The sequence below is a fragment of the Johannesbaptistia floridana genome (assembly GCF_057440575.1).
Genome location: NZ_JALKVM010000009.1, coordinates 22,326 through 36,083, shown reverse-complemented (window position 1 = coordinate 36,083; position 13,758 = coordinate 22,326). Strand labels below are relative to the sequence as shown.

Here is a 13,758-nt window from a genome sequence, read left to right as displayed (position 1 = left end):
TAATGTTACTGGTGGTGGTTGAGTAATGAGTTTTGAAGTAATGAGTTTTGAAGTAAAGAATTAATGCTCAACGCTTAAAAATTGGTTGACCTTTGCTACGATCTTAGGCTAAAGAGAAATGAACTTTTTCTGAGGTTAATTTAGTACATAAGTACTGGTGGAAGATGTGAGGTTCCTTAAGGGCAAAGATAAAAAGATTTTGTAGATTAATAACTATATATAGCATTTTTCGGACTCATGAGATTGTACCTAACTCCTGCCTCCTGCCTCCTGCCTACTGCCTCAAAAGGATAACTTCTGTACCTCACCAGTATGAGAATTGCTATAGTTGATATAAATAGATAAAACTAAGAAGTTATTTTTGATGGTTTAACCAGTTTTCTAATTCTGATAGACTTTGAAAATCTAGTAGCGCTTCTCCCAAGTTTTCTAATTCTTCTACAGATAAATTACGAATTTGTTCAGTTAATTCTTGCGAAATTGTACCGACTTTTCTGTTTAATAGTTTTAAAACTAGATAAGCTGCTTCGACTTGTTTGCCTTCTTGTTTTCCTCTTTCTTCAGCTTCAGCTTGTATTTCTTGATAAATTACTGACTCTTTCATAATTTCTTCTCTCAACACTCTATTAATAAATATTTTATCTAAAACCAAACCTGCTAAAATCGCACTGGTAGCCATTAAATTACTTTTTTGAGTTCTATCTTCAATTGAGTCTATTTTATTTCCTACCTGCCGTAAAATGTTTTCTGGATTATCTGTTTGAGATAATACAGCAAAAGGTAATAAACCTGATGACTCTAAGAATTGTTCTGATGGCACTTCCCATAGACGAATCACATTAAACTGATGCTGTGTTCCATTTAAAGCGAAAGTTGTCTGATTAACTAAACTTGAACCAGTTTTTCTTAAGTAAATTACTACTTGATAAACTTCTTTGTCAGGATAACGGCGATATAATCTCAAACGATAATCAGTCATTCTGAAAGGTATATCAGGTACTGGATCTGTTTGGAATTCAACATGCAGTATTTTATTGGCTGATTGTAGAAAGATGACACTATCAGCTCGAATGGGTTCAACTTGTAGTTCACTTGGTTCAAGTACTGTTAGGTCAATAGTTTCACCCAACAACCATTGAGCTAAATCAGAGGAGAATTTTTCCGCTATAAATTTGCAAACATTATCAAACATACTTCTTTTTCAACTATGGGATTTTCTTCTGAGTTAGCTTAACCTTTAAGCCATCTTGGGGATGGGGAGTGACACCAGTCATGTTTAAGTCTTGATTGGGTAATAATTCCCAATCGTATTGTTGTATTAACAGGGAAGCAAAAACTCTCATTTCTAATCTGGCAAATTCTTTCCCTAAACATTCTCTCAAGCCTCCGCCAAAGGGAATATAACCGAAGCTACTTTGTTTATCTTCTTCTCTAGAGAGGGAAAATCTCTCTGGGTCGAACTTTTGATAATCTTGATATATGGTTTCATCTTGGTGTGTTTGGGCTATTTGATACTGTATAAGCCAATTTTTAGGGATAAGATAACCTTCAAACTCGAAAGACTCCACAACCTCCCGAAAACCTCCCCCGACTGGAGGTATCAAGCGTAAGACTTCTTTAAGTACTTGTTCTAAATAGGTAAGCTGTTTTAATTTGTCTAGAGTCAAGGGTAAAGTTATGCCTAAATTATCTTGTTCTTCCCGTAACTTTTCTTTCACCTCCAGATGTTGTCCCACCAATAAACCAAAAGAAACTAAAGCTGAAGTTAAAGTTTCATGTCCGGCAAATAACAGTAACAAAACTTGGTCTTTTAATTCTTCGAGAGTAAGACTATTACCATCTTCGTCTTTAGCTTGTAATAGTAGAGATAGGGCATCTTCTCCCTGTTTATTTTCTTTTTTCCTTTGTTCTACAATTTTCTCTATCTCCTTGAGTAAAGCTTTACGACATCGTAATGACTTACTAAACTGTGTCCAGGGAAGAGGAATTGCTAGAGAAAATAATCCTTTTACCCATTCTTCAAATAAATTACCTAAAGGAGTTTGAGAACCATTATCAATACCTATTAACAATTTACAAGCAACATCAAAGGTATAATTTCTGATTTCTGGATACCAAGTTAATTCTCCTAATTTTTGCCATTTGCTTAAATAGTTTTGAGTTATTTGTGCCATTGTAGGTAAATAACTAGCTAAAGCTCTAGGTTGGAATGCTTGATAGAGGAGTTTACGTCGTGAAGTGTGAAATTCTCCTTGTTGTACTGCTAAAGAACTAGGACCTAATAAGATTTTAGTACTTTTTGGCCAAGTGGAAACTATATATTTATTTTCATTTTTAAATAAAAATTGGTTAGCTTTTGCTCCCACCATCACCACCACATTTTTTCCGAGAATATTGGTTTTAAATACTTGGCCATATTTGTCTAATTTTTTATTATAAAATTGGGAATCATTGAAAAAACTTAGAGTTTCTCCAATTACAGGCAGTCCTAAATCACCAGGCGGTAAAGGTAAAGATTGTCGCATAATTAATATTTAGTATAACTAAGTAGATGTTGTGCAAAATACAATTAAGATGAGTATTGAGAAGGGTAATCAGAGTTTACACCATCAATCTGATAGAGCTATTAAGTAATATGATAACTAATCTAACACCTATGGAAAAAAATATAAAAAATGACTCAAAGCCAAAACACAACTAATCAAATTCCCTCTACACTAATAGAACTACTGAGAGGAAAAGCGCTTAATGAGAGTAATCGCCATGCTTATACTTTTTTAATTAATGGTAAACAAGAAAGCACCCCGATTACCTATGGAGAATTAGATAAACAGGCAAGGGCGATCGCCGCTACCTTGCAACAATACCAAGCTAAGGGAGAAAGAGCTTTATTACTCTATCCTCAAAGTATAGAGGTAATCGCCGCTTTTTGTGGTTGTCTCTATGCAGGAGTAATAGCAATTCCTGTGCCACCACCAGAATCAGGAAGAATCAAAAGAACTTTACCCCGACTTAGAGCTATAGTAAAAGATGCTGAAGCTACCTTAGCTTTAACTACTCCAGAGATATTCTCTTTGATTGAAAATGTTAGAGATGAGTTTCCCGAATTTTCCCAAATACGTTGGATAGATACAACAGAAGTAGATCTAGAATTAGCAGAAAAATGGGAAGATCCCCAGGTAGAAAAAGACCATTTAGCCTATTTACAATATACCTCTGGTTCAACCTCCACACCAAAAGGAGTGATGCTATCTCATTTTAATTTGATACACCACGCCAATTACCTGCAAAAAGCCTGTGGTTATGACTCCAATAGCATAAGTATCACCTGGATGCCTTATTTTCACGATTATGGACTAGTAGAGGGGATGATTGTGCCTTTGTACAATAGTACCCCCTGTTATCTCATGTCTCCCTTTTCTTTTATTAAACGACCGATACAGTGGCTACGCAATATAACTAAATATAGGGCGACTCATAGTCAAGCACCTAACTTTGCTTATGATTTATGTGTTCGTAGAGTTAAACCCAAAGAAATTGTAGAATTAGATTTAAGTAGCTGGCAAGCCGCAGGAAACGCCGCAGAACCAATTAACCCTCAGGTAATGGAAAAATTTGTAGAAACCTTCTCAGATTGTGGTTTTAGTTGGAATACCTTTGCCCCTGCCTACGGATTAGCAGAATATACCCTACTAGTTTCTAGTAAACCCAAAGGAGAAAAACCCCTACTGTGTAAGTTTGATGCCGCAGCTTTAGAGAAAAATAAGGTAGTAGAAGCTAATCCTCAACAAACCCAAGGAGTGAGAATTATGCCCAGTTGTGGGGCATTAGTGGAAAATACCCAAGTGGCGATCGCCAATCCCGACTCTCTCACTATGTGTGCTCCCGATGAAGTTGGAGAGATTTGGGTATCAGACCCAAGTGTTACCCAAGGCTACTGGAAAAGACCAGCAGAAACAGAGGCAACCTTCCAAGCTTATCTCCAAGACACTGGAAAGGGTCCATTTTTGCGTACAGGAGACCTAGGCTTTCTTAAAGACAAGCAACTATTTATCACTGGGAGAATCAAAGACTTAATTATCATCCACGGCACCAATCACTACCCCCAAGATATTGAATGGACAGTACAGAGTGTACATCCGGCCCTCCGTCCTGATTATGGTGCAGCCTTTGCTGTTGAAGAGCAAAACACAGAAAAACTGGTAATTGTTCAAGAAATCGACAGAAAAAGCGGAGATTTAGACACAAATAAGCTAATTGCCGATATCGTTCAAGCAGTAGCCGAAGAACACGAAATACAAACCTATGCAGTAGTTTTAGCTAAGCCGGGAAATATTCTGAAAACCGCCAGTGGAAAAATACAGCGTCGGGCTTGCCGTAACAACTTTAGCAATGGTAACTTAACAATCATAGCCGCTTGGTGTGAAAATCCCCAAATAATAGCTCATTTGAATTAAAATCAAGAAAAAGATCTTCAAAAAAATGCAATTTATGGAAAAACTATACCAGTATTCAGTTGCTCAAGCATTAGAAAAAGATTTGGGAGATCCCAGAAATCCTGATAGCATCATGTCTTTCTCAAAAGTTATCGAGATAGATGAGTCAGAAGAATTTCCCCATGAACAAATAAACTGGCTCTATGATTGGCAACTTCAAGATTATTATATACCCAGTAATTGTGGTGGAAAATTTACCTCTTTTGAAGAATTAGTAGCTATTATTAGAGTATTATCTCGTCGAGATCAAACCATTGGCATAGCTTTTACTACTCTGTTTTGGTCTTTTTTGACTTGGATGGCAGGAACAGAAACACAAAAGCAAAAACTATCCCAATATCTTAGAAAAGAAAATGGGGCTGTCTGTTTAGGTTATTCTGAAAAAGAACATGGTAGCGATTTGATAGGAGGAGATTTAACCGCTCAAAAAGTAGAAGGAGGCTATATTCTCAATGGAGAAAAATGGCCCATCAACCGCGCTACTATTTGTGGAGTTGCCTACATTTTAGCTAAAACTAACCTAGAAGGTGGTGCTAAATCTCTGAGTTTGTTTGCTGTAGATAAAAGCGAAATTAACCCAGAAAATTATTATAATTTGCCCAAAATTCTCACCCACGGTATCCGCGCCTCTGATATGAGTGGGATTGGGTTTAAAGATTGTTTTATCCCTGAATCTATGCTTCTCCAAAACGAAGGAGATGGCTTAGAATTAGCTCTAAAAGGCTTTCAAATTACCCGCACTCTTTGTGCAGCATTTTCCCATGGTGCCGCCGATACAGCCTTGAGAACGACTATTCGCTTTGCCTTAGAGAGAAAAATCTATAACCAGACTGTTTTTGACCTTCCCCATGCGCGACAAACTTTAGTAAATGGGTTCATAGATATATTACTATGTGATTGTCAAACTATTGCTTCAGCGAGAGGATTTCATGTTATCCCCGAACAATTTAGTGTTTGGGCATCAGTGGTGAAATATTTCGTAACCACCCAACTAGAAACCATGATTAATAACGTTTCTGTGGTTTTGGGTTCTCGTTTTTATCTGCGCGAAGAACATGAATCGGGCATATTCCAAAAACTCCTAAGAGATAATTCAATTATCAGTATGTTTGATGGGAGTTCTGTAGTTAACTTACACGCCTTGATTTTACAACTACGTCAATTAACCAAACAACGCCGCCGCAGAGACCCAAAAACAGCAGAAAAAATTAAACCAATACTAAAAACAATTTTTTCTTTAGAAGAAGATTTACCAACTTTTGTCCCTCAAAAATTAACTTTATTCGGAAGAGGTTTAGATTATCCTTTACAAGGGTTAGAATTATCGCTAGAAGAGTTGAAAAAACTAACAGATGAAGATGTAAATCAAAAAACACTGTCTCTGTTAATAGAGTTAAGTGAAATAGTTGTGGCAGAATTAGATAAGCACGATGAACTCATCGCTGAATCTAAATTTGAATATGGTCATCACCAATCTCCCGAACTATTTGAAATTGCTAAAAAATATTGCAATTTACACACAGCAGCCTGTTGTCTACATGTATGGATTTACAACCGTCAAAATCTTGGGGAATTTTTTGCCAAGGGAGAATGGTTAGTGCTAAGTTTACATAAATTACTAAGTAAATGGCAACATAAGCCATACTGTATCTCAGAAGAGATGTGTGAAAATCTTGCTCAAGAGATGATAAAACTTGTGGAACAAGATAGACTATTTTCTATAGTACCATTACAACTAGCTCAAAATAATAGACAAATAACCATAAAAGAGGATAAAACTAATGCAAATTCAAAACTCTATGTCCAAGCCAATTGAAGCGGTAGAAAACTGGTTAGTAAATCAATTAGCAGAACAACTATCTCTCGATACTAGTAAAATTGATGTGACTAAACCATTGACACGTTATGGTTTAGATTCTATTGATGCTGTAACTATTGTGGGAGATTTAGAAGATTGGTTAGATTTAGACCTTCCTTCTACTTTGTTTTGGGATTACCCAACTATCGAAAAATCAGCTAAATACCTGGCAGAAAATTATGATATAGAAAGCTGTATTAGCTAATTAGAAAACTCATAATCAGTTCTTCCGTATTGGTGGTGGTAAGCAGTATAGCAGGGAACACCAAAATAGTGTAACAATTAAAGACAATTTACCAGCAAATGGGAAGAGGTTAGGGGATTTAGGTAATATTAAAAACCTCCCCATCTCCTAAACCTCCCACACTTCCCCCCCCTATCTTCTGATACTTGAGAACAAAAACCCCTGCTGTACACTACGCCTGTAGAAAAAGACTATATTATTTATTGATCTGATTTAAATATCTGTTGTGAATTACTCGGATTTTAATTTCTGGTGGATTTTGTTTTGGTTTAGCGTTCCTTTTTTCACGGTTCGCTATTTAATGAAGTGGCGTAATTTGTGGCCAGATATCTTAGATAGCCTCGGCTTGATGTCTTTGTCCCTGATTTTATTTTACAATGCCAGCAGTTCTAGTTTTCTGATCTTTGCCGTTGAGGTGGTGTTTAACTACCTGATGGTGCAATTAATGCTACGCCGTCAAGGTTGGCAAGCTAAATTAATTGCTACCATAGTGATTGTTTTCAATGTTTCTGTTTTAGCCTATTTTAAGTATTTAACCTTTTTTATAGAAGATGTAATAGGGTTAGTAGTCAATGTGCCAGAAAATTGGCCACAATTGCTTCCTATTTCTGTAAAAAACAATATTCCTCCGGGAGTATCGTTTTATACATTTCAGATGATTTCTTTTGTAGTAGATTCTTTAACGGCTCGGAGGAAAAAACCCATTGGTTTTATAGATTACATTAATTTTGTCTCGTTTTTTCCTCAAATCGTCGCAGGACCTATTGAACGGCGAATTGATTTGTTTCCTCAAATATCCTCATTTCGCTTCAAATTTACCTTAGAAAATTTATACGAAGGTTTTCGCTGGTTGTCTCTGGGCTTTTTTATGAAGTTTGTTTTGGCGGATAACCTGTTTATTTTTATAGATGTAACTCAAGATGCTAACCCCTGGATGATTTGGTTTCAGGCTTTTTTATTTACCCTGCGGATTTACTTCGATTTTGCTGGTTATAGCTTTATTGCTGTAGGTTTAGCTAGATGCTTGGGTGTTAAGCTGACTCTCAATTTTTTAGCCCCCTATACCTCAGAAAATATCAACGAATTCTGGCGACGTTGGCACATTACTTTGAGTACTTGGTTTAGAGATTATGTTTTCTTACAACTAATGGGCAGAAAGAAAAAATACGCCTCTTTATTTTTATTTCTTACCTTCACTCTCTCAGGTTTTTGGCATGGTGCCGCCTGGAATTTTATTATTTGGGGAGCTTATCATGGGGCATTATTGTTAATATTGCGTTATTTAGGCAGACCTTTTTACAAGTTTATCGGCAAGTATACTGACTATGTGAAAACAGAATTTCTCTCCTGGGGTCTAACTTTTGGGGCGGTAACTCTTGGTTGTATGTTCTTTATGGATACAGATATTAGTAGATTGTTGCTGAAGTTGAAAACAATTTTAAATCCATTCACCTATTCATTGTCTAATTTAGCCTCTTTGTTTAATCAATATACTCCTAACCAAATATTCGCCTTAGTGTTACTATTGAGCTTATCAATAGGATCATTGATGATGGAATATTTAGCCATTAGACAAGAAAAATTTGAATATGAGTTACTACTATCGATAGCGCCCATATTATTTGGTTTAACCATCTTACTAGCTGCTAATACTCCTTCTGAATTTATTTACTTTGAGTTCTAATGTGGAAACCTAAAAAACTACTTCCTTGGTTAATTGCTGGTAGCTTGGCTTGGAGTCTAGGTTACGTATATAACGTTTACTATGTGGGAGAATTAAGTTGGCTGCGGCGAATGTACAACGCGAAAGTAGCCAACAGCGCCGAAATTAATGCCTCCAATAGATTGATAATTATTGGGGGATCAGGAGCTCATTTTACGATTAATTCTCCCATGATTGAAGAAGGTATAGGTATGCCTGTATTAAATCTCGGTTTAGATGGACCTGTAGGTTTAAATCTGATATTGTCCAGTGCGATTGAAGAAGTTAAACCAGGAGATATTGTCCTGTTTATTCCTGAATATATGTTGCTTTTGGATGAAGATGGAGTAGGCGATCGCTCTGTGGGTTTTGCCTTAGCAACGGGTAACCTGAATTTAACAGAAGTTCCTCTCAAACAACTAGTCCAAGATACCTGGTTATTAGGAATTCCCAGTCTGCGCTCTTTGAGTGAATCGGCAGTAGATTTAATTGAGGAGGGCGAAATTACTGGGTATTATGGACCTGTTACCAAACAAGGCGATCCTGTTATCACCAAAAATCGTACTAGCGAATGGTGGAAACTTTCTATATCACAATCTATCTCTCCCCACGCCGTCAAAGAAATCAAAAAATTTCGTGAAGAGTTAGAAGCAAAAGATGCTCACTTAATTATCTCATTACCTTGGGTTTATGCTCAAACTGATGCCAAAACAGTTCAAAACGTTCTCAAAACAGCCCAGGAATTAGAAAAAATTGCCCCCCTAATTTACGACCCCCAATCTTTAAACCTCAAAACTGATTCTAGCCTCTTTGCTGACACTCATTATCATCTTTTACCTGAATCGCGAAAAATTAGAGCTAAGGAATTAGTAAAGCAATTACAACCAATAATTAAAAAAATCGAAGCAAACTAAACTTGATTAACTAAATAATATGGCTACAAAAATAAATAAAATAGAAGAAATATTCGGTTTTGATTTGCGCTCTCTCGCTCTATTTCGCATTACCCTAGCCTTGGTAATAATCGCCGATTTACTGATAAGAATGGGAGAAATAAACTCTCACTATACTGATGTTGGTATCTTACCTAGAGCAGCTCTTGCCGAAGGAATTAATAAATCTTGGTACTGGTCAATCAACTTGATTAGTGGTCAATCTTTTATACAATGGTTAATATTTTTATTAGCTTTATTTATCGCCATATTATTATTAGTAGGCTATCGTACTAGACTGGCTACTATTGCCGCTTGGGCAATGGTTATTTCTATTCATAACCGTAACCCCGTCTTAATTTTTGCTGCCGATGATGTCTTGAGGGCCGTGCTATTTTGGTCTATGTTTTTGCCCCTTGGTGCTTGTTATTCCATAGATAGTGCCTTAAATATATCAACTAAACCATTACCTAAGCGAGTTGTCTCAGGAGCTACTGTTGCTTTTATTATACAAATTTGCTACATATATATATGGTCAGCAGCATTTAAAACCAAAAGTGAGATATGGTGGCCAAACGGAGAAGCGGTATACTATGCTTTACACTTTGACCAATATGCTGCGGCTTTTGGTGGTATTCTGACTAAATTACCTCTGGGTATTCAAAAAATATTCACTCTTACCACCCTAATCTTTGAGTGGGTAGGACCTCTAATGGTATTTATACCGTTTCGCACCAGTTTTTTCCGATGTGTAGCGATTATTTCCTTTATTTTGTTACATATTGGCTTTGGCTTATCTCTTCAGATTGGTATTTTTCCTTTTTTGAGCATTTCTCACTGGTTAGCTTTTATTCCTAGTAATGTTTGGGATAGATTGGCTAAAAGACTCAATACTCCAGAAAGGGCTGGATTAAGAATTAATTATGATGCAGATTGTGGCTTTTGTAAAAAGATTGTACTATTACTTCGTACTTTTTTAATTTTACCAGGCACACCAGTAGTAAAAGCTCAAGATAATCCCTCTATCTATGCTGATATGCAGGAGAGAAACTCCTGGGTAGTAGAAGATGAAAAGAAAAATCGCTATTATCAATGGGAAGCAATGGTTTATCTTGTCAGTTTATCTCCAATTTTATTTTGGTTAGCGCCGATTATGGGGTTAAAGCCTTTAATGGGGATAGGAAATAAGATTTATAAAACTATTGCTTCTAATCGTCGTGTAGCGGGTAAATTGACTGCACCTCTAAAATATAGGGCTATAGAAGTAAATCATTCTTGGATTCTAACTATTATTGCTTTTTCTCTGTTAGGTTTAGCTACTATTTTTAATTTTAAAACCTATGTAGATCAAAGTTATTATCGTAGTGGAGAACCAAAACAGGGTTGGATTAGTTCAACCCATAAATTGCTCAGTAGAAAAACTTTTCAAACACTGGGTATAATTGCTAATCTAACCAGACTAGACCAAAGTTGGAGTATTTTTGCCCCAGCGCCACCAAGAGACGACGGATGGCACGTAATTGAGGGGAAATTAAAAGATGGAACAACCGTGAATCTACTTAAACCAGGTAGTGATGTGAGTTGGGAAAAACTAACCCGACAACAAAGAGATGCTATCTATAGAAATATGCAATGGCGCACCTATTTTATTAATCTCAATCGTGCTATTGGTAACAAGTTATACCCCTACTATGGGAACTATTTGTGTAGACAGTGGAATGATGAGTATAGTGGGGATAAACAATTAGATAGTCTAGATATTTATTTTATGTCAGAAAGAACAGTACCTCCTGGAGAAATTCAAAATGTAGAAAAGAATCTTGATTGGGAACAATCCTGCTCTAATTTTGAACAAAAGTAATAAGTAGGCTACGGGTGAAAAAGGAGACAACGAGTTATATTGTTGGGTTTCGTTACCAAGGGGGTGCAATAAACTTACTCAAAATTGCCAGCGAAAGCGGAGAGCGCCTTAGAGGCTGTTTTGTGGTCAATAATCTTGAGTTATTGGGAGGCGCTCTCCGCCACTTCACAAGTTATTTGTGACCCCAAACCATTAACTGGTAAAGGCTGGCAATTTTGAGCAGGTTTTCTCTCGCGCCCAACCTACAGGGTAGATTGTGAATAATACCTCACAGGGTGACGAACTATTTAAAAGCTTTACTGGGTAAAGGCTCAAACGGTTAGTATTTCCATCAGAAATCAAGTATAAAAGAGTAATATTTGAAGCATAAATATAGTTTAGTGCTTTATTAGTTAATCAGTTATATGTTGGGTTCAACAAACTCTTTTGCCTTTTTAGATTCACTTCTTCTCATTTTATTCTTTTGTTTTATTTATTAATAATTTTCCTCCTCAGTAGATCACAAAGTCAGTTTCAAAGAGGCGAAAATTTTATCGGCGATCGCCAATTTAAGTTGAAACAGCCCAAAAACCCCATATTCGAGAAAGTTACCGTCGGCGTTTTGGGGTTGAAAGTAGCTATAGACTGAAAAATGTTTGTCGGATGAGAACGACGACTAAAAACCCTATTCTCAGACTTCTCTTTGTTGGTGTTTCTTTTCTTCTTGTCAATATTTGGGTTAACTTTCTTTGGCGAAAAATTAGTCAACCTAGACGGGGAGGACGGTTAATTTACCGTGATAAGTTTCCTTTAAAACAGATGCTCTCTTTTTTACGCCAAGCCGTTGACCAAATTTTTTGCACAGTAAAGGATGTTTATATTCCAAAAGATAATCTTTCGAGTCTTCCTTCTCCTGCTACATAATTAAAACTTATGATTTTTGGTGGCGATCGCTTGTTTCAAACTGACTTTGTGATCTACTGAGATTAGTTTTTGTTATTATTACGCCGATTTTAATGACTCTAATAATTAGCGATCGCTGTCTCTATTTGAAGTTAGGCATATTTTGCTTAATTTATCAATGCGTAACTCCTAGTTAATCTAATTAAGCTAATTTCTAAGAATTGAGGAGATTATCGGTAGTTTCTGCTAAAGAAGGCTCTACTTTGATGGCTTGGATGGGAGCAGCTAACTCGATCTTTCGCTCTTCTAAGCCTTGCTGCAACTGCTTGAGCAAGTCAGCATAAGTAGTCCAATAGTCATCGGTTTTTGACCATGCGCTCAGACCAACCCAAATATAGTAGTTATATTCGGAATTCCAAGGAAACAAGCTAGGTGCAGGGTCTTCGAGAACTTTAGGGTGTGCCGCCGTAATCTCCATCCACATTTTCTCAATCTCATTGATGTCTTGTGTAAATTTGACATGGATGGGCAGTTGAAGTTTCCGAATCTCCCCATGGCTGTAGTTAATGATGTCTCCCCCCCAAACAGTATTGTTAGGTAAGGTAATGATATTTCCAGCAAAATCCTTCAGTTTCGTACTAGCCAGAGAGATAGAATCGACATAAGCCCAATACCCTGCCACTTTCACCTCATCCCCCACATCAAAGGGTTTATTGATCAGCAACATGAGCCCACTGGCAAAGTTTCCTAAGTTACTCTGTAAGGCAAAGGCCAAGACAAAACTAGCACCACCGATCACGGCTAAAATTGGACCTAAATTGACCCCAATCGCTGCCAAAGCCAGCAGTCCCCCCACCACCACCACAGACCGCTTGACTACCATAACAATAAATCCACGGAAGAGGGTGGAAAGAGTGCTGATCCGAGCGAGGGCCATATCTGTTACCTTGCCTGCACGAGGGGCGACAATATTGGCTACGACTAAGATCCCAGAAAATTTGAGTAGGGCAATTGCTACCTTGATTCCCCCTTCTTGAGACTGAAGCCAAGTGATGACTCTTAATCTGATCCCTTGCGTATTGGTAATATCCAGTTCGAGATTGCTCACTGCGCTGACATATTGCCGATAAGTTGTGGGTTCACCGCCTTTGGCTTCTAATTTATCTAAAACCGTGTTGAGACGATTGACAAGATTAGTTTGTTCTATCTGGAGTTCAGTGACCGTAATCACTTTCTCCTCTTTGTCTGTATCAACATCTCCATCAATTTCATCTTCGTGAAGTTTAACCGAATATTCTAAGTCACTAATTTCTTGGGCTTTCTTCTGTAAGATAAGAAACCACGCATCAGCCTCGGCTTGTAGTTGTTCTTGAGTTAATGGTTTCAATAATACCGTCAGTTGATCCAAGGGAATTTGGGGATCATCGGCTGTAATTGCCTTGAGGGGGGCTGGTTTTTCGGCTTCTTCCACCACTTCTGTCACTTCTGTTGATGGGGGCTGTCCTTCTCCTTGTGTCTCTTGAGACAGAGCAGGAAGTCCAAAAATAGCCCACACCGAAATCACGGTAGTAGCGGCGATCCCCTGAAATCTGATTATAATAAGTGACTGACTCATTGCCTACCTTCAAATTGTTCAAACTGAGTTAAAAAGGGAGTATTTCTAATTTTAGTTCATTCTCTAATTGTAACAAATTGTTGACGGGGTGACAAGAATTGGCAACAACTGATCGCTCTCAAGATTTCAGAATCTGGGTTGACTAACAAATCAACGAGGCTTGATATT

At 37.3% G+C, this 13,758-nt stretch carries 9 protein-coding genes and 1 pseudogene; 7 read left to right on the top strand and 3 right to left on the bottom strand.

Translation table 11 applies throughout. From position 1 onward, the window contains the following. Positions 1–355: 355 nt before the first annotated feature. Positions 356–1,192, bottom strand: coding sequence for an Rpn family recombination-promoting nuclease/putative transposase (locus MW688_RS00775; protein ID WP_486733996.1), 837 nt, complete (start codon positions 1,190–1,192; stop codon positions 356–358). 13 nt (positions 1,193–1,205) lie between these two features. Further along, positions 1,206–2,525 carry a cytochrome P450 gene (locus MW688_RS00770; RefSeq protein WP_486733995.1) on the bottom strand — a complete coding sequence of 440 codons (1,320 nt, stop codon included), beginning with the start codon at positions 2,523–2,525 and terminating at the stop codon, positions 1,206–1,208. 150 nt (positions 2,526–2,675) lie between these two features. Here MW688_RS00770 and MW688_RS00765 point away from each other — a divergent pair, with 150 nt between their 5' ends. From MW688_RS00765 to MW688_RS00735, 7 genes and pseudogenes are all read left to right on the top strand, one after another. Beyond that, positions 2,676–4,457, top strand: a complete 1,782-nt coding sequence (locus MW688_RS00765; RefSeq protein ID WP_486733994.1) for a fatty acyl-AMP ligase — start codon at positions 2,676–2,678, stop codon at positions 4,455–4,457. 34 nt (positions 4,458–4,491) lie between these two features. After that, on the top strand, positions 4,492–6,312 hold the full coding sequence (locus MW688_RS00760; protein WP_486733993.1) for an acyl-CoA dehydrogenase family protein: 1,821 nt from the start codon (positions 4,492–4,494) through the stop codon (positions 6,310–6,312). Beyond that, positions 6,278–6,547: pseudogene (locus MW688_RS00755) on the top strand (acyl carrier protein); the annotation flags it as partial. The gene MW688_RS00760 and the pseudogene MW688_RS00755, both read left to right, overlap by 35 nt. A gap of 277 nt (positions 6,548–6,824) precedes the next feature. Then, on the top strand, positions 6,825–8,282 hold the full coding sequence (locus MW688_RS00750; protein ID WP_486733992.1) for an MBOAT family O-acyltransferase: 1,458 nt from the start codon (positions 6,825–6,827) through the stop codon (positions 8,280–8,282). Next, the gene (locus tag MW688_RS00745) at positions 8,282–9,214 is read left to right on the top strand and encodes a hypothetical protein (RefSeq protein ID WP_486733991.1); all 933 of its coding nucleotides are present in this window, start codon (positions 8,282–8,284) and stop codon (positions 9,212–9,214) included. The genes MW688_RS00750 and MW688_RS00745 overlap by 1 nt, the downstream gene beginning before the upstream one ends. Positions 9,215–9,233: 19 nt before the next feature. Continuing rightward, positions 9,234–11,093: a DCC1-like thiol-disulfide oxidoreductase family protein gene (locus tag MW688_RS00740; RefSeq protein WP_486733990.1), complete on the top strand. Its 1,860-nt coding sequence runs from the start codon at positions 9,234–9,236 to the stop codon at positions 11,091–11,093. Positions 11,094–11,735: 642 nt separating this feature from the next. Continuing rightward, entirely contained in the window at positions 11,736–11,996 is a 261-nt protein-coding gene (locus tag MW688_RS00735; protein WP_486733989.1) for a hypothetical protein, read from the top strand. Between the two features lie 193 nt (positions 11,997–12,189). On the opposite strand, the gene MW688_RS00730 is transcribed toward MW688_RS00735, so the two are convergent. Then, on the bottom strand, positions 12,190–13,590 hold the full coding sequence (locus tag MW688_RS00730; protein ID WP_486733988.1) for a mechanosensitive ion channel family protein: 1,401 nt from the start codon (positions 13,588–13,590) through the stop codon (positions 12,190–12,192). Positions 13,591–13,758 lie beyond the last annotated feature (168 nt).

Bases quoted from the DNA above. Each gene is read 5' to 3' on its own strand.
- MW688_RS00770 (WP_486733995.1), bottom strand. From the start codon at position 2,525: ATGCGACAATCTTTACCTTTACCGCCTGGTGATTTAGGACTGCCTGTA.
- MW688_RS00730 (WP_486733988.1), bottom strand. From the start codon at position 13,590: ATGAGTCAGTCACTTATTATAATCAGATTTCAGGGGATCGCCGCTACT.
- MW688_RS00765 (WP_486733994.1), top strand. From the start codon at position 2,676: ATGACTCAAAGCCAAAACACAACTAATCAAATTCCCTCTACACTAATA.
- MW688_RS00775 (WP_486733996.1), bottom strand. From the start codon at position 1,192: ATGTTTGATAATGTTTGCAAATTTATAGCGGAAAAATTCTCCTCTGAT.
- MW688_RS00735 (WP_486733989.1), top strand. From the start codon at position 11,736: ATGAGAACGACGACTAAAAACCCTATTCTCAGACTTCTCTTTGTTGGT.
- MW688_RS00745 (WP_486733991.1), top strand. From the start codon at position 8,282: ATGTGGAAACCTAAAAAACTACTTCCTTGGTTAATTGCTGGTAGCTTG.
- MW688_RS00760 (WP_486733993.1), top strand. From the start codon at position 4,492: ATGGAAAAACTATACCAGTATTCAGTTGCTCAAGCATTAGAAAAAGAT.
- MW688_RS00740 (WP_486733990.1), top strand. From the start codon at position 9,234: ATGGCTACAAAAATAAATAAAATAGAAGAAATATTCGGTTTTGATTTG.